This window comes from Streptomyces sp. NPDC088124, assembly GCF_040685895.1.
Lineage (GTDB): Bacteria > Actinomycetota > Actinomycetes > Streptomycetales > Streptomycetaceae > Streptomyces.
On record NZ_JBFBJB010000050.1, the window covers coordinates 1 to 24,793 of the forward strand.

The 24,793-nt window shown below is 71.8% G+C and carries 18 protein-coding genes; 11 read left to right on the forward strand and 7 right to left on the reverse strand.

Annotated elements, in window-relative coordinates:
• The 3 genes from AB0P17_RS32300 to AB0P17_RS32310 all read left to right on the forward strand — a co-directional run.
• Positions 1–2,097, forward strand: a 2,097-nt coding sequence (locus AB0P17_RS32300; protein ID WP_365816485.1) for a 1,4-beta-glucanase, incomplete at its 5' end; no start/stop codon positions are given.
• Complete coding sequence (locus AB0P17_RS32305; RefSeq protein WP_365816487.1) at positions 2,097–4,073, forward strand: beta-galactosidase; 1,977 nt, start codon at positions 2,097–2,099, stop codon at positions 4,071–4,073. The genes AB0P17_RS32300 and AB0P17_RS32305, both read left to right, overlap by 1 nt.
• A gap of 219 nt (positions 4,074–4,292) precedes the next feature.
• Entirely contained in the window at positions 4,293–5,000 is a 708-nt protein-coding gene (locus tag AB0P17_RS32310) for a hypothetical protein (RefSeq protein ID WP_365816489.1), read from the forward strand.
• A gap of 13 nt (positions 5,001–5,013) precedes the next feature.
• Here the strand turns inward: AB0P17_RS32310 and AB0P17_RS32315 are convergent, their stop codons facing one another.
• The 3 genes from AB0P17_RS32315 to AB0P17_RS32325 all read right to left on the reverse strand — a co-directional run bounded on the left by AB0P17_RS32315 (position 5,014) and on the right by AB0P17_RS32325 (position 7,406).
• The gene (locus tag AB0P17_RS32315; protein ID WP_365816491.1) at positions 5,014–6,036 is read right to left on the reverse strand and encodes a LacI family DNA-binding transcriptional regulator; all 1,023 of its coding nucleotides are present in this window, start codon (positions 6,034–6,036) and stop codon (positions 5,014–5,016) included.
• Positions 6,037–6,258: 222 nt separating this feature from the next.
• Positions 6,259–6,759: a DUF6114 domain-containing protein gene (locus tag AB0P17_RS32320; protein ID WP_365816493.1), complete on the reverse strand. Its 501-nt coding sequence runs from the start codon at positions 6,757–6,759 to the stop codon at positions 6,259–6,261.
• A gap of 2 nt (positions 6,760–6,761) precedes the next feature.
• Entirely contained in the window at positions 6,762–7,406 is a 645-nt protein-coding gene (locus AB0P17_RS32325; RefSeq protein ID WP_365816495.1) for a DUF6230 family protein, read from the reverse strand.
• A 611-nt stretch (positions 7,407–8,017) separates the two neighbouring features.
• Between AB0P17_RS32325 and AB0P17_RS32330 the strand changes: the two genes are divergently transcribed.
• Positions 8,018–8,695, forward strand: coding sequence for a Tat pathway signal sequence domain protein (locus tag AB0P17_RS32330; RefSeq protein WP_365816497.1), 678 nt, complete (start codon positions 8,018–8,020; stop codon positions 8,693–8,695).
• A gap of 81 nt (positions 8,696–8,776) precedes the next feature.
• Here the strand turns inward: AB0P17_RS32330 and AB0P17_RS32335 are convergent, their stop codons facing one another.
• Both AB0P17_RS32335 and AB0P17_RS32340 read right to left on the reverse strand, forming a co-directional pair.
• The gene (locus AB0P17_RS32335) at positions 8,777–9,469 is read right to left on the reverse strand and encodes a response regulator (RefSeq protein WP_365816499.1); all 693 of its coding nucleotides are present in this window, start codon (positions 9,467–9,469) and stop codon (positions 8,777–8,779) included.
• A complete protein-coding gene (locus tag AB0P17_RS32340) occupies positions 9,466–11,229 on the reverse strand; it encodes a sensor histidine kinase (protein WP_365816501.1) in 1,764 nt (587 codons plus the stop codon). Before AB0P17_RS32340 ends, AB0P17_RS32335 begins: the two co-directional genes overlap by 4 nt.
• A 284-nt stretch (positions 11,230–11,513) precedes the next feature.
• On the opposite strand from AB0P17_RS32340, the gene AB0P17_RS32345 reads away from it, so the two are divergent.
• The 4 genes from AB0P17_RS32345 (at position 11,514) to AB0P17_RS32360 (ending at position 15,969) form a co-directional block, all read left to right on the forward strand.
• Positions 11,514–12,329, forward strand: coding sequence for an ABC transporter ATP-binding protein (locus AB0P17_RS32345; protein ID WP_365816503.1), 816 nt, complete (start codon positions 11,514–11,516; stop codon positions 12,327–12,329).
• Complete coding sequence (locus AB0P17_RS32350; protein ID WP_365816505.1) at positions 12,319–13,209, forward strand: ABC transporter permease; 891 nt, start codon at positions 12,319–12,321, stop codon at positions 13,207–13,209. Before AB0P17_RS32345 ends, AB0P17_RS32350 begins: the two co-directional genes overlap by 11 nt.
• An 81-nt stretch (positions 13,210–13,290) precedes the next feature.
• Positions 13,291–14,322: an ABC transporter substrate-binding protein gene (locus tag AB0P17_RS32355; RefSeq protein ID WP_365816507.1), complete on the forward strand. Its 1,032-nt coding sequence runs from the start codon at positions 13,291–13,293 to the stop codon at positions 14,320–14,322.
• A gap of 57 nt (positions 14,323–14,379) precedes the next feature.
• Entirely contained in the window at positions 14,380–15,969 is a 1,590-nt protein-coding gene (locus tag AB0P17_RS32360; protein WP_365816509.1) for a helix-turn-helix domain-containing protein, read from the forward strand.
• Positions 15,970–16,226: 257 nt separating this feature from the next.
• On the opposite strand, the gene AB0P17_RS32365 is transcribed toward AB0P17_RS32360, so the two are convergent.
• The gene (locus AB0P17_RS32365) at positions 16,227–16,604 is read right to left on the reverse strand and encodes a toxin Doc (RefSeq protein ID WP_329823943.1); all 378 of its coding nucleotides are present in this window, start codon (positions 16,602–16,604) and stop codon (positions 16,227–16,229) included.
• Complete coding sequence (locus AB0P17_RS32370) at positions 16,604–16,846, reverse strand: hypothetical protein (protein WP_365816511.1); 243 nt, start codon at positions 16,844–16,846, stop codon at positions 16,604–16,606. Before AB0P17_RS32370 ends, AB0P17_RS32365 begins: the two co-directional genes overlap by 1 nt.
• Positions 16,847–17,128: 282 nt before the next feature.
• Between AB0P17_RS32370 and AB0P17_RS32375 the strand changes: the two genes are divergently transcribed.
• From AB0P17_RS32375 to AB0P17_RS32385, 3 genes are all read left to right on the forward strand, one after another.
• A complete protein-coding gene (locus AB0P17_RS32375) occupies positions 17,129–19,042 on the forward strand; it encodes a glycoside hydrolase family 97 catalytic domain-containing protein (protein ID WP_365816513.1) in 1,914 nt (637 codons plus the stop codon).
• 170 nt (positions 19,043–19,212) lie between these two features.
• Entirely contained in the window at positions 19,213–21,567 is a 2,355-nt protein-coding gene (locus tag AB0P17_RS32380; protein WP_365816515.1) for a glycoside hydrolase family 95-like protein, read from the forward strand.
• 203 nt (positions 21,568–21,770) lie between these two features.
• On the forward strand, positions 21,771–24,773 hold the full coding sequence (locus AB0P17_RS32385; protein WP_365816518.1) for a glycoside hydrolase family 2 TIM barrel-domain containing protein: 3,003 nt from the start codon (positions 21,771–21,773) through the stop codon (positions 24,771–24,773).
• Positions 24,774–24,793: the final 20 nt, after the last annotated feature.

Genomic DNA, 24,793 nt, shown 5'->3' on the forward strand with positions numbered 1-24,793 from the left:
GCCGCGGACCGGACCGCCGCGGCGGCCGCGCAGGCGTACCGCTGGCGCACCGCGGCCATCGGCGGCACCGGGTTCATCACCGGGGTGCTCTTCCACCCGGCGGTCAAGGGCCTGGCGTACGCCCGTACCGACATCGGCGGCGCGTACCGCTGGGACGACGCGACCGCGGCCTGGACCGCGCTCACCGACCACATCGGCTGGGACGACTACAACCTGCTCGGTGTCGAGGCCGTCGCCGTCGACCCGGCCCAGCCCGACCGGGTCTATCTCGCCCTGGGCGCCTACACGCAGTCCTGGGCGGGCAACGGCGCCGTACTGCGCTCCACGGACCGGGGCGCCACCTGGAGCCGCAGCGATCTCACGGTGAAGCTCGGCGCCAACGAGGACGGGCGCGGCACCGGTGAACGGCTGCTCGTCTCGCCGCTGAACAGTGACACGCTCTACCTCGGCACCCGTCACAACGGGCTCCTCAGGTCGACGGACCGGGGCGCCACCTGGTCCGCCGCCGCCTTCCCGCCCGCTCCGAACCCCTCCGGCCAGGGCATCACCCTGCTGGTGGCCGCCGGCCGGGTGGTGTACGCGGGGTGGGGCGACGGCGGCAGCTCCCTCTACCGTACGAGCGACGGGGTGAACTGGGAGGCCGTACCGGGCCGGCCGTCGGGCTCCGCCGCCCAGGTGCCGGTCCGGGCCGCCTACGACGCGAACACCCGGGCCCTGTACGTCACCTACGCCAACACACCGGGGCCCAACAACCAGACCGACGGCTCGGTGGGCCGGCTCGACACCGCCACCGGCGCCTGGACGGACGTGACCCCGGTCAGGCCCGGCGGGGGCGACGCCTTCGGCTACGGCGGTGTGGCCGTCGACGCCCGGGTCGCCGGAACGGTCGTCGTCTCCACCAACAACCGCTGGGGGCCGGTCGACACCCTGTACCGGTCCACCGACGGCGGGCGGAGCTGGACCTCGCTCAAGGAGGCGGCGGTCCTGGACGTCCGGGAGACCCCGTACCTCAACTGGGGTGGATCCGCACCGAAGTTCGGCTGGTGGATCCAGGCCGTCGCCCTCGACCCGTACGACTCCAGGCACCTGGTGTTCGGGACGGGCGCCACCCTGTACGGCACCCGTGACCTGGTGCGCTGGGCGCCGCAGATCCGGGGCCTGGAGGAGTCCGCGGTACGGCAGCTCATCTCGCCGCCCACCGGGACCGCGCCCCTGCTCAGCGGCCTCGGCGACATCGGGGTGATGTACCACGACTCGCTGACCGCCTCCCCGTCCCGGGGCATGGCCGCGAACCCGGTCTTCGGCTCGGCGACCGGACTGGCGCTGGCCACGCTCAAGCCCGCGTACGTCGTGCGGGCCGGCTGGGGCGACGCGGGCAACGGAGCCTACTCGAACGACGGCGGGCGGAGCTGGGCACCGTTCGCGGCGCAGCCCGCGATCGCCGGAACCGCGCCGGGGCCGATCGCGGTGAGCGCCGACGGCGCCACCCTGCTGTGGTCGTTCGTCCACTGGGACGGTACGAAGCACCCCGGCTTCCGCTCCACGGACAACGGCGCCTCCTGGAGCGAGGTGACCACGTTCCCCAAGGGCGCGGTGCCGGTCGCGGACCCGGTGGACCCCAAGCGGTTCTACGTGTACGACACCGACGGCGGCTCGGTGTACCGGTCCACGGACGGCGGCGCGACCTTCGCGAGGGGCGCGTCGGGGCTGCCCTCCGGTGACGTCCAGTTCCGGATCGCCGCGGCCCCCGGCCGCGGCGGCGACCTGTGGCTCTCGGCCAAGTGGAACGGCCTGTACCGGTCCACCGACGGCGGTACCACCTTCACCAAGCTGACGAGCTGCTGGGGCTCGTACGCCCTCGGCTTCGGCAAGGCCGCCCCGGGCGCCTCGTACCCCGCCGTCTTCCAGACCGGCGCGACGGAGAACTTCGTCGGTGTGTACCGCTCCGACGACACCGGCGCCAGCTGGATCAGGATCAACGACGACGCCCACCAGTGGGGGTGGACCGGCGAGACGATCACCGGCGACCCCCGTGTCCACGGCCGGGTCTATCTGGGCACCAACGGCCGTGGCATCCAGTACGGAGACCCCGCCTGATGCCTTCCCTGGACGATTCCACCCGCGGCCGGGTCCTGTTCGGCGGTGACTACAACCCCGAACAGTGGCCCGAGGAGACCTGGCACGAGGACGCCCGGCTGATGAGAGAGGCCGGGGTCAACTCGGTGACCCTCGGCGTCTTCTCCTGGGCGAAGCTCGAACCGCGCCCGGGCGCACGGAACTTCGGCTGGCTGGACCGGCTCATGGATCTCATGGACGGCCATGGCATCGGCGTGGTGCTGGCCACCCCGACCGCCTCCCCGCCGCCGTGGATGGGCGCCCGCCATCCGGAGACCCTGCCGCGCGACGAGGACGGCAGGACCGTGTGGTGGGGCTCGCGCCAGCAGTTCTGTGCCAGCTCCGCCGTGTACCGCGAGTACGCCGCCGCCCTCACCGAGGACCTGGCGCAGCGGTACGGCGGCCATCCGGCGCTGCACCTGTGGCACATCAACAACGAGTACTGCACCCACTGCTGGTGCGACGGGACGGCCCGGCACTTCCGGGCCTGGCTGCGGGCCAGGTACGGCGGTCTGGACGCCCTCAACGAGGCCTGGGGAACAGCGTTCTGGAGCCAGGGGTACGACTCCTGGGAGGAGATCATCCCGCCCCGGCGGGCCCAGTACATGAAGAACCCGGGGCAGGCCCTGGACTTCCGGCGGTTCACCTCCGACGCGCTGCTGGAGTGCTACGTCGCCGAGCGGGACATCGTCCGGCGCCACACCCCGCACATCCCGGTCACCACCAACTTCATGCCGTTCTGGATCGGTCAGGACGCCTGGAAGTGGGCGGAGCACGAGGATGTCGTCTCGGTCGACATCTATCCGGATCCGAAGGACCCGTCCGCCGGGCAGCTGGGCGCGCTGATCGCCGACATGACACGCTCCCAGGCGAAGGGCCCCTGGGCGGTGATGGAACAGGCGGCCGGGTCCGTCAACTGGCGGGGTGTCAACCATCCCAAGCCGTACGGGCTGAACCGGCTCTGGTCGCTCCAGTCCGTGGCCCGGGGTGCCGACGTGATCTGCTACTTCCAGTGGCGCCAGTCCCGGCAGGGCGCCGAGAAGTTCCACTCGGGGATGCTCGGCCACGCGGGCGAGAGCGGCCGCGCCTTCCGCGAGGTCCGGCGGATCGGCGCCGATCTCGCGGTGCTGGGCCCCGAGGTGTCGGGCACCCGGGTGCGGGCGGAGGAGATCGCCGTCCTGCACGACTGGGACTCGTGGTGGGCGGACCAGCAGGACGGCCGGCTCTCCGACCGCCTCGACCACCCGCGGATCGTACGGGACTGGCACCGCGCGCTGTGGGAGTCGAACCTGCCCACCGCCTTCGCCCGGCCCGACCATGATCTGCGGGGGTACCGGCTGGTCGTCGTCCCGCATCTCTACCTGCTCGACGACACCGCGATCGAGAATCTGCTCGGCCATGTCGCGCGCGGCGGCACCCTGGTGTGCGGCTTCCTCACCGGGGTCGCCGACGAGGACGACCGGGTGCGGGCCGGCGGCATGGACGCCCGGCTGCGCGCGCTGTTCGGCATCGGCACCCTCCACGAGTGGTGGCCGCTGGACGCGGACGAGACCGTGGAGTGCGACGGGTTCCGCGCCGGGCTCTGGTCGGAGGAACTGGAGCTGTCCACGGGCGAGGCGGTCGCCTCGTACCGCAGCGGGGAGCTGGCCGGTCTGCCGGCCGTCGTACGCCACGGGCGCGCCTGGTACGTCTCCACGCTCCCCGAACCCGCGGCCCTGCGCGCGCTGCTGACGCGGATCGCCGGGGACGCCGGGGTCTCCCCCGTGCTGGAGGGGCTGCCCGAGGGCGTGGAGGCGGTGCGCCGCGGGGACCTCCTCTTCCTCCTCAACCACGGCGGCAAGGCCGTCACTGTCCCGGTCGGCGGCCGTCATCACGAGGTGCTCGGCGGCCGGCCCGTGGACGGGGCGGTCGAGCTGGACCGCTTCGGGGTCGCCGTGCTCCGCCCGATCCCCGGGTAGGTCCACCGGCCCGCACCGGAGCCCGTACCGGAGCCCGCGCCCCGTGACCCGCGAGGGAGCCCGCGGCACGCCCCGGACACCGCAACCACGAACGCGTCGCACCACCGAAGATCTTCGCCGGCACCCCCACGGTCCCCCGCGCTCCACGGGACTCCGAGGCCGGCGAGGCCGCGGTTCCACCCCGGGGCCGCGGTACTCCCCCACCCATGGAGGGACACCATGGCACTGCGCAACTGGAAACGGCTGCTGCTCGCCCCAGTGGTCGCGTTCGCCGCGCTCGTCGGCTTCGCCGCCGCACCCGCGCAGGCGGCGATCTGGTCCTCGTCGGACCAGTGGGGCAACTACACCACGTCCGACGGCTACACGCTCTACAACAACATCTGGGGTTCGGGCACGGGCCCGCAGACCATCTGGGCCAACTCCTCGTCCAACTGGGGGGTGTGGGCCAACCACCCCAACACCGGCGGCATCAAGTCGTACCCGAACGCCAAGAAGGTGATCGGGAAGCCGCTGAACTCGCTCTCCTCGCTGCGCAGCAGCTACAACGTCACCGTGCCGTCGTCGGGTGCCTACAACACCTCCTACGACATCTGGGACAGCAACTACGACTACGAGATCATGCTGTGGGTGAACTACCGCGGCGCGGTGGGCCCGCTCGGCACCGCGCAGGGATCGGTCACGCTCGGCGGCCACTCCTGGAATGTCTACAAGGGGTCCAACGGCTCCAACGAGGTGTTCTCCTTCCTGCGCACCTCGAACTCCACCTCCGGAACGGTCGACGTCCTGCCGATCCTCAAGTGGATCAAGGACACCAAGGGGTGGTGGGGCAATGTGACCGTCGGTGACGTCCAGTTCGGGTACGAGATCACGTCGTCCTCCGGCGGTCTGGACTTCATGACCAACAGTTTCTCGGTCAGCGGGAACTGACGGACACCATGTCCTACAGCGGGTCCCCGGGCGTGGCCCGGGGGCCCGCGCTCTCCCGTACGGTGAGCTCCGGCCTGATCAGGACGACCTCGTCGGTGCCGCGTCCGGCGAGCTTGGCGACGACCTGCTCGACCGCGTGCCGCCCCATCTCCTGTGCCGGGACGGCGACGGAGGTCAGCGGGACCGAGGCGTGCACGGCGACCTGGTCGGGGCAGATGGCGACGACCGAGACGTCCTCGGGCACCGCGCGGCGCTGCTGGCGCAGCAGGGCGAGCAGCGGGTCGGTGGCGGCCTCGTTCTGGACGATGAAGGCGGTGGTGCCAGGGCGTTCGTCGAAGATCCGGCCGACGGTGGCGGAGACCGCCGCGTAACTGCCCTCGCAGGGGCGGTGCAGTACCCGCAGGCCCAGCTCGGCGCTGCGCTCCCGCAGTCCGCTCAGGGTGCGTTCGGCGAAGCCGGTGAGGCGTTCGTAGACGCCCGGCGCCTCGCCGATGACGGCTATCTCCCGGTGTCCGAGTCCGGCGAGGTGCTCCGCGCAGAGGGCGCCCGCGGCGGCGAAGTCCAGGTCGACGCAGCTCAGTCCGGTGGTGTCGGCGGGGAGTCCGATCAGCACGGCGGGGCGGTGTGTCTCGCGCAGCGGTGGCAGCCGGTCGTCGTGCAGCTCCACGTCCATCAGGATCATGGCGTCGGCGAGGGCGCTGCCCTCGATGCGGCGCACCGCGGTCGGTCCCTCCTCGCCGGTGAGCAGGAGGACGTCGTACCCGAAGGTGCGGGCCGTGGTGGCGACGGCGAGCGCGATCTCCATCATCACCGGGACATACATGTCGGTGCGCAGCGGCATCATGAGGGCGATGATGTTCGACCGGTTGCTGGCGAGGGCGCGGGCCCCCGCGTTGGGGTGGTAGCCGAGCTGTTCGATGCTGCGCTCGACGCGCTCGCGGGTGGTGGCGGAGATGGACCGCTTGCCGCTGAGGACATAGCTCACCGTGCTGGCGGAGACTCCGGCATGCTGAGCTACATCGGCGAGGGTGACCATTCAGCTCTCCAAGGCGGGCCGTTGTGGGGCGAAGCGCTTCGACAACACTGCGTTCGAGGGTAGTTGGCATGCCGATGACCTGTCCATAGGCCGATCGAAGCGCTTCGACGGGCCGCCGCGCGGGGCCCCGGACATGACGGAGCGGGCCCGGCCGGTGAGGCCGGGCCCGCTCGGGGCCGCTCGGGTGTGGGGTCGGATCGGATCGGGGCGGGGGGGGCGAGGTCAGGAGGCGGGAGGGTCCGTCGCGGGGGCAGGGGCCGGGGCGGGGACCGCGGGCCGCCGCCTGGAGCGGCGCCGGCGGCGCGGCTGCTGGTCGGGCAGCCAGCCGAAGGCCATGGAGCTGCCGATGACGCCGAGGAGCAGACCGACGACGAAGCCGCCGAGGTTCGAGGTGACCCATGTGCCGAGCGCGGTCAGCACCCCGATGAGGGAGTAGAAGAGCCGCTGGGCGGGGTTGAGGATCAGGAGCAGCCCGCACACCACCATGATCAGCGGGAGGACGTAGGCGGCGATGCCGCCCGCGCCCGCCTGGAGGACGACGGAGATGGAGGCCTGTTCGGTGAGGAGGATCTCGCCCCCGCCGAGCAGCAGCAGGAAGCCGCCCCAGAACGGGCGGCGGCCGCGCCAGGTGGCGAAGCGCCCCCGGCGGCGCTGGGGGCGGTCCTCCCCGGCGGGGTCGGCGGTCCCGGCCGGGGGTTCCGCCGCCCCGGGCGGCGGAACCACGCTCAGCAGCCCTTCGAGCTGAAGTTGAGATTCAGATTGGGCAGCGTGAACCGGGCCGCCGTGGTGGCGTAGTTGGTCTGCCGCAGGTTGGTGATGACGACGGTGTCGGCCTGCTGCCCGAAGACGCCCAGCGGGCCCTTGACACCGGCCTTGGTGAAGGTGCTGGCGTCCCCGCCGATCTCGATGTTGTCGAAGTCCGCCTGCTTTCCGCTGAGTTCGGTGGAGTCGGTGGCCAGATCGGTCGCGGAGACCGGGGTGCCCTTGTCGCCCGCGGTGATGTGCAGGTACGTGCCGCCGAGTTCGACGCTCTGGCAGAGTTTGGTGAGTTTGGCCTTCTTGATGGCGGAGACGACGACCAGCACCTGCCCGCCGGTGTCACCGGCGTTGGGGCTGCCCGGAGCCATTTCGTCCATCCCGCCGAACTGCTCGAAGCCCTGGGCTTCCAGACGGTCGGCGGTGACCACGAAGGGCATGCCGGAGATGGCGAACTGCGCGGCGATGGCGCCCTGGGCGGTGAGGACGACCAGCGCGGCGGCCACCGCGAACGCCGGTACGCCCATGACGGCCGCCCGGCGCAGCCGTACCCTTCCTCGCGGTTCGTCGCTCTCGGGCGTTGTCTCACCGCCGGTGAGTTCGGACGTGGCCATGAGCTGCTCCTGAGGGTGTGGTGACCGGAACGAGCTTGCGCGGCGGGGTCCTGGCGCGGACGACTCCCGGCGCCGACGGGTTTTCCCGGGGTGGCGACGGCGCGGCCGTGGGAGTCGAGGTGAAGTTACTCCCAGGTATGGACGGGGTCAACAGCCTTGTGAAAATTGGGTGTTGATCGTGTGCGCGGTACGGCCACGGCCCCGCCGGGTCCCGGGCGGAGCGTCGGCAGCTCACGGCGGGTGCGCGCCCGGACACCCCCGCTGACGTCAGCGTACCGTGGGTAACTTTCCATTGCGGGTTGGCACTTGAGACCTTGACTCGGTCGCCCGGACAGGTCTACAACCCTCTTGGGTTTTCCTTCCGCGGTTCTCCTCCGCGGTTTCCTTCTGCCGTTCCCTTCCGCGGATTCCCGTCCGTGGATTCCTGTGCCGCTCGTCCCCGGCACGGGAACGGGGCCGTGGCGCCGGCCCCGTTCCCACCCGTTCTCCGCCCCGTGGCCGAGCCGCGGCGGGGCGTTCGGCACCGCCGTACCCATCACCGCACCCACCGCCCCACCCGGGCATGTCTCCGCGTCACTCTCCCCACCCCGCCTTCGCGAAAGGGACTTCGCATGCGCGCACGACGCACTCTTCTCTCCGCCGCCGGCCTCACCACCGCCGCCGCCCTTCTCGCCGTGGGTCCGGCGGCCGCCGCCGGGACCTCGGCGGCGGCGGGCAATGTGCTCACCTACGGCAGCGCGGCCGGTTCCGCCGTCGCCGTCGGCGATGTGCTCACGTCCTCACTGAGCTCCGGCACGACCGTCGCGATCCGTACCACCTCCGGCGGCACGACCGGCATCACCTGCACCGCCTCGCAGTTCACCGCGACGGTCACCGGGAATCCGGCCGCCCCCGGCACCGCCACCGAGTCGCTCACCGCGCACACCTTCGGCGGGTGCACCAGCAACATCATCGGCACCACCGGGGTGCAGAGCATCACGGTCGAACACCTGCCGTTCACCACCTCGGTCGCCTCGGCCGGAGGGCTCACGGTGACCGCGGGAAGCGCCGGCGTGGTGCAGACGACGGTCAAACTCAGCACCATCCTCGGCACGACGACCTGCGTCTACACCTCCACGGGGCTGAACGGCACGACGTCCAACACCGACAACTCCATCACATTCGCGAACCAGTTGTTCAGCCGGTCGTCGGGCCCCATCACCTGCCCCGCCTCCAGCTACTTCTCCGCCAAGTACGGCCCGGTCAAGGACACCAGTCAGTCCGGCAGCCCGAGCGTGTACGTCAACTGAGCCCGGCGCGGGCCCGGTCCGCCCCTCCGGCCGCCCAGGGCCGGGGGGACGGACCCGGGCCGCGGGGAGGCGGCGGCCCGGTCAGGGCGCCGGAGCCCAGGCGTAACGGTGCTCCGGACGCCCGGTGTCGCCGTACTTCAGTGTGAGACTGATATGGCCGGTGCGCTCCAGGTACTTCAGATAGCGCTGGGCCGTGGAGCGGCTGACCCCGGTGCGCTCGGCCACCTCGTGCGCGGAGAGCGACCGGCCCGCCGCGCCCAGGACCCGGCGGATCAGGCCGACCGTCGCCGCGGAGTGCCCCTTGGGCAGCTCGGAGCGCGGGGCGTCCGCCGTCTTGAAGGCGCTGAAGATACGGTCCACCTGCTCCTGGCCCGCCTCGCCCCGGCCACCGACGCCGTCGAGGGTGCGGCGCAGCGCGGCGTACCCGTCGAGCTTGGCACTGAGCCCGGAGAAGCTGAACGGCTTGACGACGTACTGGAGCGCGCCGTAGCGCATCGCCGCCCGGACCGTGGCCACGTCACGGGCGGCCGTCACCATGATCACATCGGCCTGGTGGCCGAGCTGGCGCATCCGGCGCACCAGGGTCAGACCCGTCTCGTCCGGGAGGTAGTGGTCGAGCAGGACCAGATCGACATGGTCGCGTTCCAGGGTGGCCAGCGCCTGGGCGGCGGTATGGGCACGGGCCCGGACCCGGAAGCCGGGCACCTGGGCCACGTACGCGGCGTTGATCTCGGCGACGCGGAAGTCGTCGTCCACGACGAGGACATCGATCACTGGGGCTCTCCTGCTGCCATGAGCTGACGCTCGGCGAATCCGTCCCCGGCCATGTCGTCCCCCACGGTGTCGTCCCCCGCGGCGGGGGCCGGGGTGAGCGCCTCGGGCAGGACGACGGTGAAGACCGCTCCTCCGCCGGCGCGGGCGGTGACCCGGGCCATCCCGCCGTACCGCTCCGCGAGCCGGCGCACCAGGGCCAGGCCGAGCCCCCTGCCCCGGTGGAAGGCGACCGGGCCCGGCGCGGCCGTCTCCAGCGGCGGGCCGGCGGGGTGCCCGGGGTGCTTGGTGGACCAGCCCTCGGCGAAGATCCGGTCGCGCAGCGCGGGCGGCACACCGGGTCCGGTGTCGGCGACCCGGAGGACGGCGATGGTGTGTTCGGCCCGCAGTTCGACCTCCACGAAGGGTTCCGCGCGGGGGCCGTCGTGTTCCGTGCCGCCCGGGGCGGCGTCCCGGTGCCCGGCGACCGCGTCGAGCGCGTTGTCGATGAGGTTGCCGAGCACGGTCACCAGATCGCGCGGGTCCACCACCCGGTCGTGCAGCAGGGTGGCGGCGGAGACCCGCAACGGCACACCGCGCTCGGCGGCGACGGCCGCCTTGCCGACGAGGAGCGCCGACAGCAGCGGGTCGTGCACCCGTTCCGCGATCTGTTCCGCGGAGGAGCGGTGGGTGTCGGCGATCTCGGCGACGAATTCGGCGGCCTTCTCGTGCCGCCCGAGTTCGAGGAGTCCGAGCACGGTGTGCAGCCGGTTGGCGTGTTCGTGGTCCTGCGCGCGCAGCGCGTCCAGCAGTCCCTGGGTGCTGTCGAGTTCCCGCCCGAGCTGCTCCAGCTCGGTCCGGTCCCGGAGGGTGACGACGGCCCCGCCGTCCCGGGTCGGCATCCGGTTGGCGACCAGGACCCGGCTGCCGCTGACGGTCAGCAGATCGGTCCCCGTCACGCGCCCCGCCAGCACGTCCGTGGTCCGGCCGGGCGGCAGGACCTCGTCCAGCGGACGTCCCGTGGCGTCGGCGCCGAGTCCGAGCAGCCGGCCCGCCTCGTCGTTGGCCAGCCGGATCCTGCCGTACCGGTCGCAGGCGACGACCCCCTCCCGTACGCCGTGCAGCATCGCCTCCCGCTCGTCGAGCAGGGCGGAGATGTCGGCGAAGGCGACCCCGTGGGTGCGGCGGCGCAGCCGGCGGGAGACCGCGTACGCGGCGAGCGCCCCGACGGCGAGCGCGGCGCCCGCGCAGAGCAGCAGGGCGGGCACGGCGTCGAGCAGCCGCTCCCGCACACTGGCGTACGCGATACCGACGGAGACCGCGCCGACGATCTTCCCTCCGGGGTCCAGGAGCGGCACCTTGGCGCGGGCGGAGCGGCCCAGGGTGCCATCGTCGATCTGGCGGATCTCGCGGCCGGAGAGCGCGACGCTGGGGTCGGTGGAGACATGGCGGCCGATCTCGGCGGTGTTGGTGTGGGACCAGCGCACCCCACGGGTGTCCATCACCACGACGTAGAGCGCGTCCGTGGCCCGCCGGATGTGTTCGGCCTCGGTCTGCACCGGGCCCCGGGCGCTCGGCGCGGTGGTGAGCACCTCGCGGGCGATATCGGGATCGGCGGCGGTCGTCTGGGCGATGGCGAGGGCGCGGTGCATCGCCTCGTCGTCCAGCTCGGAGCCGAGGGGCGCCAGGAAGAGGCAGGTGGCAAGGGTCATCACCCCGGTGGTGAGGGCGAGCTGCGCGGCCAGCACCTGGGCGAAGACACGGCGGGGCCAGCGCACACGCATAGGTCCTCCTCATGTCCGGCCCGTCGGCCGTTCCGCTCTTCCCGGATCCTGTTCCGCCCGGATCACGCTGCTCCCGGATCCGTCCCGCCGAGGAGAACGGCTCTCTCCGTTTCACACCGTTGTGAACGAAACGTAAGCCGCCGGGGCGCCGCTGCCCAGCCCTGTGCCGTTCTTTTGTCGTCAGGGCGTGAGCAGAATGGGCAGAACGCGGTTTGCGCGCACAACGACGGGTTGCGCCCACAAGACTGCCGCTGTGGTCCGGGTCACTCCTAGCCTCCCGGCCCATGAGCAGCAGAACGAGCCCAGCCATCGAGCTGCGGGGAGCGAGCAAGGCGTTCCGGACCCCTTCGGGCGCGCTTCACACCGCCGTCAGGGATCTGGATCTGACGGTCGAACGCGGCGAGTTCGTCGCCGTGGTCGGCCCCACCGGATGCGGCAAGTCAACCACGCTGACCCTGGTCAGCGGTCTGGAGGAGCCCACTGAGGGCGAGGTGCTGGTGGCCGGCGAGCCGGTCGACGGCATCGGTGACAAGATCGGATTCGTCTTCCAGCAGGACGCCGTGTTCCCCTGGCGCACCGTCCTGTCCAATGTGATGGCCGGCCCCCGCTTCCGCGGCGTGCCCAAGGCCGAGGCCAGGGAGCGGGCCCGCGAGTGGCTCGCCCGGGTGGGGCTCGCGTCCTTCGAGGACCGCTATCCGCACCAGCTCTCGGGCGGCCAGCGCAAGCGCGTCGCGCTCGCGGCGACCTTCGTCAACGACCCCGAGCTTCTCCTCATGGACGAGCCGTTCTCGGCGCTCGACGTCCAGACCCGCGCGCTGATGTCCGACGAACTGCTGGAGCTGTGGGCCGGGACGGGCGCCTCGGTCGTCTTCGTCACCCACGACCTGGAGGAGTCGATCGCCCTCGCCGACAAGGTCGTGGTCATGACGGCCGGTCCCGCGACCGTCAAGGAAGTCTTCACCGTCGACCTGCCGCGCCCCCGCAAGGTGGAGTCCGTACGGCTGGAACCCCGGTTCATCGAGATCTACCGGGAGATCTGGTCGTCGCTCGGCGAAGAGGTCCGGATCACCCGCGAGAGGGGTGCGACCGATGCCGCCTGAGACCGTGACCGTCGGCGCGGTCCCCACGAAGCCCGTCACCACCGGACAGGACGGGGGCGGCGACCGTACCCGCGCCCGGGCGCGTGCCGCGCGCAACCGGCAGGTCCTGGTGTACGGGGCCCGGGTCCTGCTGCTCATCGCCCTGATCGGGATGTGGGAGTGGCTGGCCAGGGCGGCCGTCATCGATCCCTTCAACTTCTCGATGCCGTCGAAGATCTGGGACCAGATCGTGCAGTGGACGGTGCACGGCACCCCGCAGGGCCCCCTGTGGGAGCAGATCTGGTACACGCTGTACGAGGCGCTGCTCGGCTGGGTCATCGGGGTCACCGGCGGTGTGGTCCTCGGGATCGCGCTCGGCCGGGTCCGCTTCCTGGCCGATGTGCTCGGCCCGTACATCAAGGTGCTCAACGCGCTGCCGAGGATCGTCCTCGCCCCGATCTTCCTCATCTGGTTCGGCCTCGGCCCAGCCTCCAAGGTCGCCTCGGCGGTCGTGCTGGTCTTCTTCCCCGTCTTCTTCAACGCGTTCCAGGGCGCGCGGGAGGTGGACCGCAACCTGGTGGCCAACGCGCGGATCCTCGGCGCGAGCAACCGTCAGGTCACCCTCCAGGTGGTGATTCCCTCCGCCACCTCGTGGATCTTCACCAGCCTGCACGTCAGCTTCGGCTTCGCGCTGATCGGCGCGATCGTCGGCGAGTACATCGGCGCGACCAAGGGCATCGGGCTGCTGGTCTCGGCCTCGCAGGGCACCTTCAACGCGGCCGGGGTGTACGCGGCGATGGTGATCCTCGCGGTCGTCGCCCTGCTCGCCGAGGCGCTCCTCACCTTCCTGGAGAAACGCCTCTTCCGCTGGAAGCCGGCCGAGTCCGGCACCGAGCGCTGACGGCCCGTCTCCCCTCCCCGTCTCTCCCCTTTCCCCTCCTCCCCCAGCTCCCCGCTTCTCCTCACAAGGACGTGACCGACCATGCGTACGTATCTCAGAATGTCGGCGGCGGCGGTCTCCGCGCTGCTCGCCCTGTCCACCGTCACCGGCTGCGGCGGCGACTCCGCCGCCGGCGGGAGCTCCGGCGGCAAGGTGAAAATCATGGTGGGCGGCCTGGACAAGGTCATCTACCTGCCCGCGATGCTCACCCAGAAACTGGGCTACTTCCAGGACGAGGGCGTCGACGTGCAGCTCCTCACCGAACCGGCGGGGGTGCAGGCCACCACGTCGCTCGTCTCCGGGGACGTCCAGGGCGTCGTGGGCTTCTACGACCACACCCTCGACCTCCAGGTCAAGGGCAAGCAGGTGGAGTCCGTCGTACAGTTCTCGCACGCCCCCGGTGAGGTCGAGGTCGTCTCGAACAAGGCGGCGGCCGGGCTGACCTCCCCGAAGGACTTCAAGGGCAAGAAGCTCGGGGTCACCGGGCTCGGCTCGTCCACCGACTTCCTCACGAAGTACCTCGCGGTCAACGACGGGGTGTCGACGGAGGAGTTCTCCACGGTGGCGGTCGGGGCGGGGCAGACCTTCATCTCCGCGCTCCAGCAGGGCTCCATCGAGGGCGGTATGACCACCGATCCCACGGTCGCACAGATCCTCGACAAGAAGCTCGGCAAGGTCCTCATCGACATGCGCACGCCCGAGGGCTCGAAGGAGGCGCTCGGCGGACCGTACCCGTCCTCCAGTCTCTACATGAACACCGACTGGGTGAACGGCAACAAGGAGACGGTGCAGAAGCTGGCCAACGCCTTTGTGAAGACACTCCGCTGGATGTCCTCGCACACCCCCGAGGAGATCGCCGCGAAGATGCCGGCGGACTACGCGCAGGGCGGCAAGGACCTGTACGCGCAGTCGATCAAGAGCACGCTGCCGATGTTCACGACGGACGGGGTGATGCCGGCCGACGGGCCCGCGACGGTCGAGCGGGTGCTGAAGGCCTTCAACCCCAACCTCAAGAGCGCCAAGGTCGACCTGGAGAAGACGTACACCACGGAGTTCGTGAAGAAGGCCGGGTGACCACGCCGTAAACTGTCCCCCTTCAGGGGGCCGTCGGCGGGGGTGGCAGGAGATCGTATGCGTGGCCGCCACGGAACACCGCCCCCCGCCGGCCGGCTGGACGAACTGCTCTATCTGGTCGGCCGGCAGGCCTGGCGGCCGGACGCGGGGGTCGAGGGGGTCGTCGACTGGCTCCACCGGCAGCTCGGCACCGAGGTCGCCCTGGTCGGCCGCGGGCACACCGTGGAGCTGTCGACGCCCGGCTTCCCCCGGGAGATACTGCCCGCGCTCGCACCGGTGCTCACCCGGCTGGCCACCGGCCGGATGGCCGCCGCGGCCACCGAGGTGGGCGCGGTCCGGGTACGGCTGGAGGGCGTCGGCCCCGACAGCCCGCACCGGGTGCTCGTCCTGGCCGGGGCCGACCGGCTCACCGGCCAGCAGGCGGCCGCCGCCTCGCACACCGGCCACATCATCGCCCTGCTGCACCGCGCCCGGGCGGCCGACGCGGTCTTCCGCGACTACCAGGAGAAGGCCCACCGGATACGGGTGGCGCTCTTCATGGCGCTCATGGCGGGCGACCCCGTCCTGGCCCGGCGGATGACCACCGGAGCCGTCCCCGAACTGCTGGGCGCCGACCGGATCCGGGTGCATCTGCTGCGCTGCCGGCCCGGCGAACGGGACCGGATCACCCAGGCCCATCAGGACCCCGCCGGCTACCACGGCCGGGCCCTGATGGTGCGCTGCCCGGTCTACGACGAGCATCTGATCTGCCTCGTCGCCGAGGACGAGCACGCCCCGCCGGAGCTGGGCGGCGTCCTGCGCGAACTGGTCGCCGAGAGCGAGGAGTACGCGCTGGGCGTCAGCTCCCCGCATCCGCTGCGCGCGACGGCGGTGGCGTACGAGGAGGCCCGGCACGCGCTGGCGGTCGCCGGCAACACCCCCGGCAGGGTGGCCGGTTACCGCAGTCAGGAGCCGCTGGAGCGGCTGCTGCCGCGTGCCGAGTCGCTCGCCTGGGCCCACGCCCTGCTGCGCCCCCTGCGGTCCCTGCCGGAGCTGACCGCCGAGACCACCCGCCTCGCCCTCTTCTTCCCCCGGTCCGGGGTGGCCGCCCTGCTCGGCATCAGCCGCAACACGGTCACCGCCCACCTCAAGCGGTCCGAGGCCGCGCTCGGCCTCGACCTCCGCGACATCCGGGCGCGGGCCGCGCTGACCCTGGCCCTGGCGGTCACCACGCTGCACCAGGACGACGCACCCGCCGACGGACGGGCCCCGGTGGCCGTCCCGTCACCGGCCGACCCGTCACCACCCGTCCCATCACCGACCGTCCCGTCACCCGCCGCCCTGGAGCCGCCGGCCGGTGACGGGACGGCCGCCGCGTGGGCGGCGGAGTTCCTCGCCCCGCTGCGGGACCCCCGCCATCAGCGCGTCCGGGACACGCTCCGTACCTGGGTCGAGTCGAACGCCGACGCGCGCCGGACCGCCCAGCGCCTGGGCAGCAGCCGCACCACGGTCGCGGCCCGGCTGCGCACCGCGGAGCGGCTGCTCGGGCGGGATCTGCTGGCCACGGGCTCGGGCGTGCACAACCTCGTGTACGCCTTCCACTTCTCGGGCGAGGGCCCCCGGCTCGGCCGGTGCGATCCGGCGCCCGACGCCGACCGTGCGCCGTGACCAGGAGGCGGCCCGCCGGTCAGGGGCGGAGCGCCGGATCCGCCCCGGACCGTGCACCGTGCGCACTCCGGACCGCGTTTTGGGCGGCGTGACCACCGAAACTCGCTTTCCCCGGGGCGGGCGGGCGGGGTGTACTCGTTCCCGGCAGCGCTTCCGGCCGCCCCGGACCGGGGGGCGGGACGGCCGGGCTCCGGTGTCCCGACCGGGACACCGGTCCGCGCGGGCGGCGGACCCGTCCGGTCCGCCGCCCGCGCGGATCAGATGCGCCAGCCGCGGATCCGGTCCGCGGCCTGGTAGACACTGGCCTTGCCGGACTGGATGGCACGCACCAGCTCGACGAGCGCCCCGTACGGCGGGTCGATGCCCTCGCCCGAGGCGTGCATGTACGCGGCGGCCACCTGGCAGGCGTACAGGCTGTTGCGGTACGGCAGCGGCTCCAGCCGTACCAGCGTGTGGATGAGGGCCGCGGCCCGCCAGGACACATCGGGTTCGCTCGTGGCCGGGCGCGGGATACGGGTCTTGTGCCGGGCGACGGCCGCGACGAGCGCCGAGTAGTCGGCCACGGACACGTCCTCCGGGACGGCCTGCTCCTGTACATCCAGAAGCCAGGCCACATCGATGTACAGGACCGGCATCAGGCTGCTTCCACCTGCTGCCTGCCGCCCGGGGCGGGCGGCACCTCGCCTGCGAAGGCCTCGTCGAACTCGCCCTTGTGCTGCTCGCCCCAGGTGACGGCGTAGCGGAGGAACTGCAGCCGCTGCTGCTCGCGCAGGGGCAGGTCGTGAACGTACTGCTTGAGCGACTTGCCCTCGGCGGCGGCGGCGGCGCGCACGGCCTCCAGCTCGTCGTCGGTGAAGCTGATGTTGAGTGACGGCATACACCTACGGTACCTAACAGGTACCGCACCGGGGAAGCGGGGTAGCCGGGGGCCCACGGTCTGCCGCCGTACCGGCTCCAGTACCGCCTCGGCCGGAAGGCCGTCGAGCGCGTTCTGGAGGTGGGGTGGGACGCGGACGGCCGGGCGACAGGCCTGCGGGAAGCGGACTGACAACGGCTTCTCAGCCATCCGAGGAATTGCGCGTCAGGTTCATTGACAGTCCCTCAAATCCCCGCCACGCTCCCATTCATCCGATGTCTATGGGAGAAGGGGTGGATCCGCATGGCGGTCCATGACCGTATCCGTACGACAGTCCTGATGCTGTGTCTCAGCCTCGCCGCAGCGCTCGTCGCCGCGCTTCCGGCCCGCGCCGAGCCTGCCGCCTGGAAGGTTTCCGCCCCGTCCGCGCGTGCCGGGCACGGTCCCGGCGCCGTCCTGGGACTCGATCCCTCCACCGGCAGCCCGTGGCTGGAGGTGACCCAGGACGGGCAGACCGTCATCGAGCCCTCTCCCGTCGGCATCGTCACCGAAAGAGCCGACCTCTCCACCGGGCTGCGCTTCCTCGGGCTCAGAAAACGTACGGTCTCCGAGTCGTATCGCACCACCGTCGGCAAGGAGCGCGATCGCCATGCCCGGATGACCGAGGCGCGCTTCCGCTTCGGCACCGCGGAGGGCGCCAGGCTCGATCTGCTCGTGCGGGTCTCCGGCGACGGGGTCGCGTACCGCTACGTCCTGCCCGACGACACCGGCGATGTGCTCGGTGAGACCTCCGCCTTCACCCTGCCCCCGGGCTCGGTGTCCTGGCTCGGCAAGTACCGGAAGGACAACGAGAACCTGTTCGTCCGGTACGACGCGGCCGGCGCCCCCGCCGGCGAGTACATGATGCAGGCGCTCTTCAGGACCGGTGACGCCTACGCGCTGGTCGCGGAGTCCGACCTCACCGGGACCTACTCCGGCGCGCGCCTCGTCCACGACGCGGGATCGGCCACCTACCGCGTCGGGCTCTGGGACGGGCAGGTGCGGGTCGACGGGGCTCTCACCACCCCCTGGCGTGCTGTGATCACCGGCGATCTGGCGACCGTCACCCGATCCACGTTCGTCGACGACATAGCCCCCGCCTCGAAGGTCCGCGACACCTCCTGGATCAAGCCCGCGCCCGCGCTGTGGACCTGGCTCGCGGGGGGCAAGCCGGCCGGGCAGAGCCTGGAGAAGCAGAAGGCGTACGTGGACTACGCGGCTCAGCGCGGCTGGCCGTACACCGTGGTCGACGCGGGCTGGTACTTCGACCCGGACCAGTGGGATGTCACCGACCCCGACTGGCAGACGAACAGTTGGATGCCCGAGCTCGTGCGCTACGGCCGCGAGCGTGGCGTCGGCATCCAGGTCTGGATCCACCAACGCGACCTCGACACTCCTGAGGAGCGGCAGCAGTGGCTGCCGACACTGGAGAAGTGGGGCGTCAAGGGCGTGAAGATCGACTTCATGGACTCCGAGGCGCAGGAGACGTTCCGCTGGTACGACGCGATCCTGGCCGGAACCGCGAAGCACCATCTCCTCGTCAACTTCCACGGCTCGACGATCCCCAAGGGCATCCACCGCACCTGGCCGCAGGTCATGACGATGGAGGGCGTCAGCGGCGAGGAGAAGAAGACCAATACCCCGGAGCACCTGGCGACGCTCCCCTTCACCCGCAATGTCATGGGCGGGATGGACTACACGCCGGGCGCCTTCCATCGTGCGGAGCGTCCCAACGCGGCTTCGGACGCCGGCGAGGTGGGGCTCTCCGTGCTCTACGAGTCCGGCATCCAGAATCTCGCGGGCACACCGGAATCGTACGACGCGCGCCCCGAGGCCCGGCGCTTCCTGGAGCAGATCCCGGCGGCCTGGGACGAGACGGAGCTGCTGACGGGTGACCCCGGCAGGAGCGCGGTCCTGGCCCGGCGTGACGGCGGACGCTGGTTCATCGGCGGCATCTTCGCGGGCGAAGCCCGCACCGCCGAGGTCCCGCTGCGCCTCGGCCACGGCACGTGGCTGGTGGAGACGGTCACGGACGGCTCCGGCGGACTGGTGCGCGAGGGCAGGATGCTGCGCGGTGACGCGACGCTTTCCGTACCGGTGGTCGCGGACGGCGGCTTCGCGGCGATGGCCTGCCGTTGGTATCCGGGCCGTACCAGTTGCGACCGTCAGCGCCCCTGACGGGGCCGGGCCCTGTCCCGCCTTTTCGCACCTGACCCGCTCAGACCCAGGCCGGCACACCGGCCGGGGCCCGCGCAACCGGGTCCCGGCCGGGCGCCGACGGCCGCCTTCCTTCGCGGGAACAGACCGCAGGAAGCGCGTTGTCCTCGTACGAGAAGCCGGGAGGCACCATGGCCAAGGCACCAGATCCGTCGAGAAGGGCGCTGCTCGCCACAGGTACCGCGTTGGGTGGCGCGCTGGCCGTGGGAGGCGGTACGGCCGCCCCCGCCCAGGCCGCCCCTCCCACCGGGGAGGCCGGACCACCACGGAGTACGCCGGTAGCACCACACGTCTCCCCGGACATCTGGCGCACCGTCCTCGACGACGCCGACCCGGTCTGGCAGCGGATGCCGAAGTCCTGGTACGAAGGCCCGTTCCTCGGCAACGGCCGCCTCGGCTCCGGCATCTACGCCGAACCGGGCGGGAACGCCGTCCGCTTCAATGTCCAGCACTCCGAAGTCCAGGATCACCGACCGGAGTTCGGTTCGCTCTTCGGTCTTGCCCGGCTGCCGATCGGTTACTTCACTCTGGAGCCCGTCGGCACCATCACCGGCCTGGACTGGCGGCTGCGGCTACGCGACGCCGAGTTGACCGGCACCCTCGTCACCACCGCGGGCTCGCTGACACTGCGCGCCTTCGTACACTCCTCCGCCGACCTGCTCACCGTCGAGGTCACGCCGAGCGAGGGTGAACGCGGCTTCCGCTGGGTCTTCCACCCGGCCGTGGCGATCAGCCCCCGGGCCGCGTTCAAACCCATCCCCCAGGGATACACGGCCAATCCACCGGCCACGATCGAGGAACACGGGGACGTGTCCGCCGCCGTACAGCCACTGCTCGCGGGCGGCCGGCATGTCACCGCCTGGCAGGAAGTGGCCCGCCACCGCAGCCGCACCCTGTACGCGACGGTCACACACTCCCACCCGGCGGCCACCGCCCGCGACCGTGCGCTGCGCACCGTACGGACGGCTCGGGCGGTACCGTTCGACGTGCACGCGCTCCCGCACCGCGCATGGTGGCACCGCTACTACCGGAAGGGCTTCCTGTCACTGCCGGACGCCCGGTTGCAGCGCTTCTACTGGATCCAGCTCTACAAGGTCGCGGCGGCCGCCCGCAAGGACGCGCCGGTGATGGCGACCTCCGGGCCGTGGCTGGAGCCGACGCCCTGGCCCAACACCTGGTGGAACCTCAACGTCCAGCTCGAGTACTGGCTGATACATGGCTCGAACCACCTCGAACTCGACGCCGTCACCAGGGCGTTGAGCGAATTCCGGGACCAGCTGGGTGCGGAGGTCGCCGCTCCCTGGCGCGGGGACTCGTACGGTATTCCGCGCACCACCGACACCCGGCTCGTCAACGGCGGTGCCACGCCGGGCGACTTGGGCTATGGCGTCGGCATCCCCGGCCAGGACCCGCCCACTCCCGAGGTCGGCAACCTCACGTGGGCTCTGCACAACGTCTGGCTCAGCTACCGCCACACCATGGACGAGACCATCCTGCGCGATGTCCTCTTCCCGCTGCTGCGCAAGGCCGTCAACTACTACCTGCACTTCCTTTCCCCGGGCAGCGACGGCACGCTGCATCTCCCGGCCACCTTCTCCCCCGAGTACGGGGTCAACGCGCCCGACTGCAACTACGACCTGATGCTGCTGCGCTGGGGCTGCCGTACCCTCCTGGAGTCGGCCGAACTGCTGGGCAAACGGGACCCGCTGGCGGGCCGCTGGCGCGAGGTGCTGGCCAGGCTCACCCCGTACCCGGTGGACGGCAACGGTTTCATGATCGGGTCAGGGGTCCCGTTCGCCAAGTCGCACCGCCACTACTCGCACATGCTCGCCGTCTATCCGCTGTACGAGATCACGGGCCGGACGGCGGACGAGCGCGCGCTGATCGAGAAATCGCTCGCCCACTGGGTCGGCTTCGAAGGCGCCCTCCAGGGCTACACCTTCACCGGCGCGGCCTCCATGTCCGCGCTCCTCGGCAAGGGCGACGACGCACTCGCCTATCTCGGTCAGCTGATGACGCGCTTCATCCAGCCCAACACCATGTACAAGGAGTCGGGCCCGGTCATCGAGACCCCGCTGTCCGCCGCCCAGTCGCTGCACGACATGGTGTGCCAGTCCTGGGGCGGCACGATCAGGGTGTTCCCGTCCCTCCCCGCGGTGTGGCGCGATCTGGCCGTGCACGACTTCCGTACGCAGGGCGCCTTCCTGCTCAGCGCGGTACGGGAGAAGGGCGTGACCCGCTGGGTGCGGCTCACCAGCGAGGCGGGCGCCCCGTGCGTCGTGCGCCACGGCATCACGGGAGCCGTCGAGGTCCGGGACGACCGGGGACGGCCCATGACGTACGAGCGGACCGGCGAAGGGGAGATCCGCATTTCCCTCCGCAAGGGCCGAGCGGCGCTCATCACCTCGGCCGGAGACACCCCGGACCTCACCATCCGCCCCGTCACACCCGGCGAACCGGCCCCCCGGTGGGGGTTGCCCGCCTGATCCGGACAGGGGCAGGGGCCCGGTGGGGAAAGGGCATGCAGAAATCGGTTGCCATCCCTGTCGGGGAGCCGGAGAAGCCGGCTCCCTTCGTGAACTCGATATTTCGCTGTCCAGGGGCGACGAGGCGGGGATCAGTCACTTACGCTGCACAGAAACCGCCTTCTACCAGATCCGCGTACCGCCCCTCGAAGGGACACCTCTCCGTGCTCAGCGACCGCCTCGACCACGCCTCCCTCGACTATGTCGAAAGCCGCGATCCGGGACAGGGGCGGCTCGCCCCCCGGGCCCGGTACCGGTCGGACGCCATGTCCCTGGACCTGAACGGTGATTGGCGCTTCCGGCTGGCGGACTCCCTGCGGGCGCTGACGCCGGGCTTCGAGGCGCCGGATCACGACGACTCCGGCTGGGAGCACCTTCCCGTACCGTCCAGCTGGCAGATGCGGGACATCGCCGGCACACCGCGCTTCGGCACGCCCGCGTACACCAATCTCGTCTACCCGTTCCCGGTCGACCCGCCGCGCGTGCCGGACGCCAACCCCACCGGCGAGTACCGGCGGGAGTTCACCCTGCCGGAGGACTGGCCGGACACGGGGCGCGGCGTGCTGCGCTTCGAAGGGGTCGACTCGGCCTTCGCCGTGTATCTCAACGGCGTTCCGCTCGGTGACGGCAAGGGCAGCCGGCTGCCCACGGAGTTCGACGCGACCGACGCGCTGCGTCCCGGCCGCAACGTCCTCGCCGTACGGGTCCACCAGTGGTCCGCGGGCAGCTACCTGGAGGACCAGGACATGTGGTGGCTGTCCGGGATCTTCCGCCCGGTGGCCCTGCTGCACCGGCCCGAGGACGGCGTCGGGGACCTCTTCGTGCACGCGGAGTACGACCACCTCACCGGCAAGGGCACCCTGCGGGTGGAGTCCGACGCCACCGGCCGGGTCACCGTGCCCGAGCTGGGCCTGGACCTCGCGGTCGGCGAGCGGGCCGAGGTGCCGGTCGAGCCGTGGACCGCGGAGACGCCCCGGCTGTACGACGCGGAGCTGACCACGGCGGGCGAACGCGTCCGGCTGCGGATCGGGTTCCGTACGGTGACGGTCTCCGGCGGTCTGCTGCGGGTCAACGGCACCCCGCTGCTGCTGCGCGGGGTCAACCGGCACGAGTGGGACCCGGACACCGGCCGCACCCTGACCGTCGGGACGATGCGCCAGGACATCGAGCTGATGAAGCGGCACAACATCAACGCGGTGCGCACCAGCCACTACCCGCCGGACGGCCGCTTCCTCGATCTCTGCGACGAGCTGGGGCTCTGGGTGATCGACGAGTGCGACCTGGAGACCCACGGCTTCTACCTCAACGGCTGGCGGAACAACCCGAGCGCGGACCCGGCCTGGCGCGACGCGCTGCTCGACCGGATGCGGCGCATGGTCGAGCGCGACAAGAACCACGCCAGCGTCATCATGTGGTCGCTGGGCAACGAGTCGGGCACCGGGGACAATCTGCGGGCCATGGCCGACTGGTCGCACGAGCGCGACCCGGGCCGCCCGGTGCACTACGAGGGCGACTGGGACAGCGGTTACGTCGACGTCTACAGCCGGATGTACGCGGACCACGCCGAGACCGACCGGATCGGCCGGGGTACGGAGGACCCGACGACCGACCCGGAGCTCGACGAGCACCGCCGGTCGCTCCCCTTCATCCTCTGCGAGTACGGCCACGCCATGGGCAACGGCCCGGGCGGACTCAGCGAGTACCAGCGCCTCTTCGAGCAGCACCCGCGGCTCCAGGGCGGTTTCATCTGGGAGTGGATCGACCACGGTGTCCGCCGTCGCACCGCGGACGGCCGGGAGTTCTTCGCGTACGGCGGTGACTTCGGCGAGGTCGTCCACGACGGCAACTTCGTGGCGGACGGGCTGGTCTTCCCGGACCGCGTCCCCTCCCCCGGGCTGACCGAGTTCAAGAAGGTCGTCGAACCGGTGGCGATCCGGGTGGACGCCGCCGCGCGCACGGTGTCGGTGCGCAACGGCCTGGACTTCGCCGACACCGGGCATCTGCGCTTCCACTGGCAGGTGGAGGACGAGGGCGTCCCGGGCGGGCAGGGCGAACTGACCGTGCCCGCCGTCGCCGCGGGCGACTCGATCGTCGTGGGCTGGCCGCGCGAGCTGAGCGAGGCGGCGGACGCGGGACCGGCCGGCGCCGAGCGGTGGCTCACCGTCGCCGCGCGGCTCGCCAAGGACGAGCCGTGGGCCCCGGCCGGCCATGAAGTGGCCTGGGCACAGGAGCGGTTGGCCCCCGGGGCGCCCGTGGCCGCGGCGGCTGCGCCGGGCACGGCAGGTCCGGCGGAGCTCCGTGTGGACGGTGGCCGGATCACCCTCGGGGACGGTGTCTTCGACGCGGGCACCGGACGTCTCGTACGACTCGGAACGGTGCCGGTGGAGGGCCCGCGGCTCGATGTGTGGCGCGCGCCCACGGACAACGACTCGCGCGGCCGGCACGGTTCGGAGGCCGAGAAGTGGCGCGCGGCGGGGCTGGACCGGCTGGAGCACAAGGTGCTGTCCGTCGAGCCCGGGGAGGGGACGCTCACGGTGACCACCCGGGTGGCCGCCGCGGGCAGTGACGCGGCGCTGTCGGCCGTCTACCGGTGGAGCGCCGCGCCCGCCACCGCCTCCGAAGGGGGTGCCGGCGGTGCCCTGCGGCTGACCCTGGAGGTCCGGCCGCTGGGCGCCTGGGACGTGACGCTGCCCCGCGTGGGGCTGCGCGCCGCCGTGCCGGCCGCGCTCTCCTCGGTGAGCTGGTTCGGCGCCGGTCCGCACGAGGCGTACCCGGACACCCGGGCCGCCGCCCGCGTCGGACGGTTCGCCTCGGACGTGGACGGCCTCCAGACGCCGTACCTCTTCCCGCAGGAGAACGGCAGCCGCGCCGATGTCCGCTGGGTCGGGCTCGCGCCGGCCGGCGGCGGGGAGGGGCTGCGGCTGAGCGGCCCCTCGCCCTTCTCGTTCGCCGCCCGTCCCTGGAGCAGCGAGCGGCTGGACGCCGCGGCCCATCCGACGGAGCTGGTGCGGGACGGTCTCGTCCATCTCACGGTGGACGCGGCGCAGCAGGGCATCGGCAGCGCCTCGTGCGGTCCCGGCGTACTGCCCGAGTACCGGCTGCTGCCCGCTCCGACGGTCCTCACCGTCGACTGGGCGGTCTGGGGAGCGACGGCCGGTACGGAGTAGGGGTTCCGGGAACGACGGTG

Bases quoted from the DNA above. Each gene is read 5' to 3' on its own strand.
- AB0P17_RS32305 (WP_365816487.1), top strand. From the start codon at position 2,097: ATGCCTTCCCTGGACGATTCCACCCGCGGCCGGGTCCTGTTCGGCGGT.
- AB0P17_RS32310 (WP_365816489.1), top strand. From the start codon at position 4,293: ATGGCACTGCGCAACTGGAAACGGCTGCTGCTCGCCCCAGTGGTCGCG.
- AB0P17_RS32315 (WP_365816491.1), bottom strand. From the start codon at position 6,036: ATGGTCACCCTCGCCGATGTAGCTCAGCATGCCGGAGTCTCCGCCAGC.
- AB0P17_RS32325 (WP_365816495.1), bottom strand. From the start codon at position 7,406: ATGGCCACGTCCGAACTCACCGGCGGTGAGACAACGCCCGAGAGCGAC.
- AB0P17_RS32330 (WP_365816497.1), top strand. From the start codon at position 8,018: ATGCGCGCACGACGCACTCTTCTCTCCGCCGCCGGCCTCACCACCGCC.
- AB0P17_RS32340 (WP_365816501.1), bottom strand. From the start codon at position 11,229: ATGCGTGTGCGCTGGCCCCGCCGTGTCTTCGCCCAGGTGCTGGCCGCG.
- AB0P17_RS32345 (WP_365816503.1), top strand. From the start codon at position 11,514: ATGAGCAGCAGAACGAGCCCAGCCATCGAGCTGCGGGGAGCGAGCAAG.
- AB0P17_RS32350 (WP_365816505.1), top strand. From the start codon at position 12,319: ATGCCGCCTGAGACCGTGACCGTCGGCGCGGTCCCCACGAAGCCCGTC.
- AB0P17_RS32355 (WP_365816507.1), top strand. From the start codon at position 13,291: ATGCGTACGTATCTCAGAATGTCGGCGGCGGCGGTCTCCGCGCTGCTC.
- AB0P17_RS32360 (WP_365816509.1), top strand. From the start codon at position 14,380: ATGCGTGGCCGCCACGGAACACCGCCCCCCGCCGGCCGGCTGGACGAA.
- AB0P17_RS32365 (WP_329823943.1), bottom strand. From the start codon at position 16,604: ATGCCGGTCCTGTACATCGATGTGGCCTGGCTTCTGGATGTACAGGAG.
- AB0P17_RS32370 (WP_365816511.1), bottom strand. From the start codon at position 16,846: ATGCCGTCACTCAACATCAGCTTCACCGACGACGAGCTGGAGGCCGTG.
- AB0P17_RS32375 (WP_365816513.1), top strand. From the start codon at position 17,129: ATGGCGGTCCATGACCGTATCCGTACGACAGTCCTGATGCTGTGTCTC.
- AB0P17_RS32380 (WP_365816515.1), top strand. From the start codon at position 19,213: ATGGCCAAGGCACCAGATCCGTCGAGAAGGGCGCTGCTCGCCACAGGT.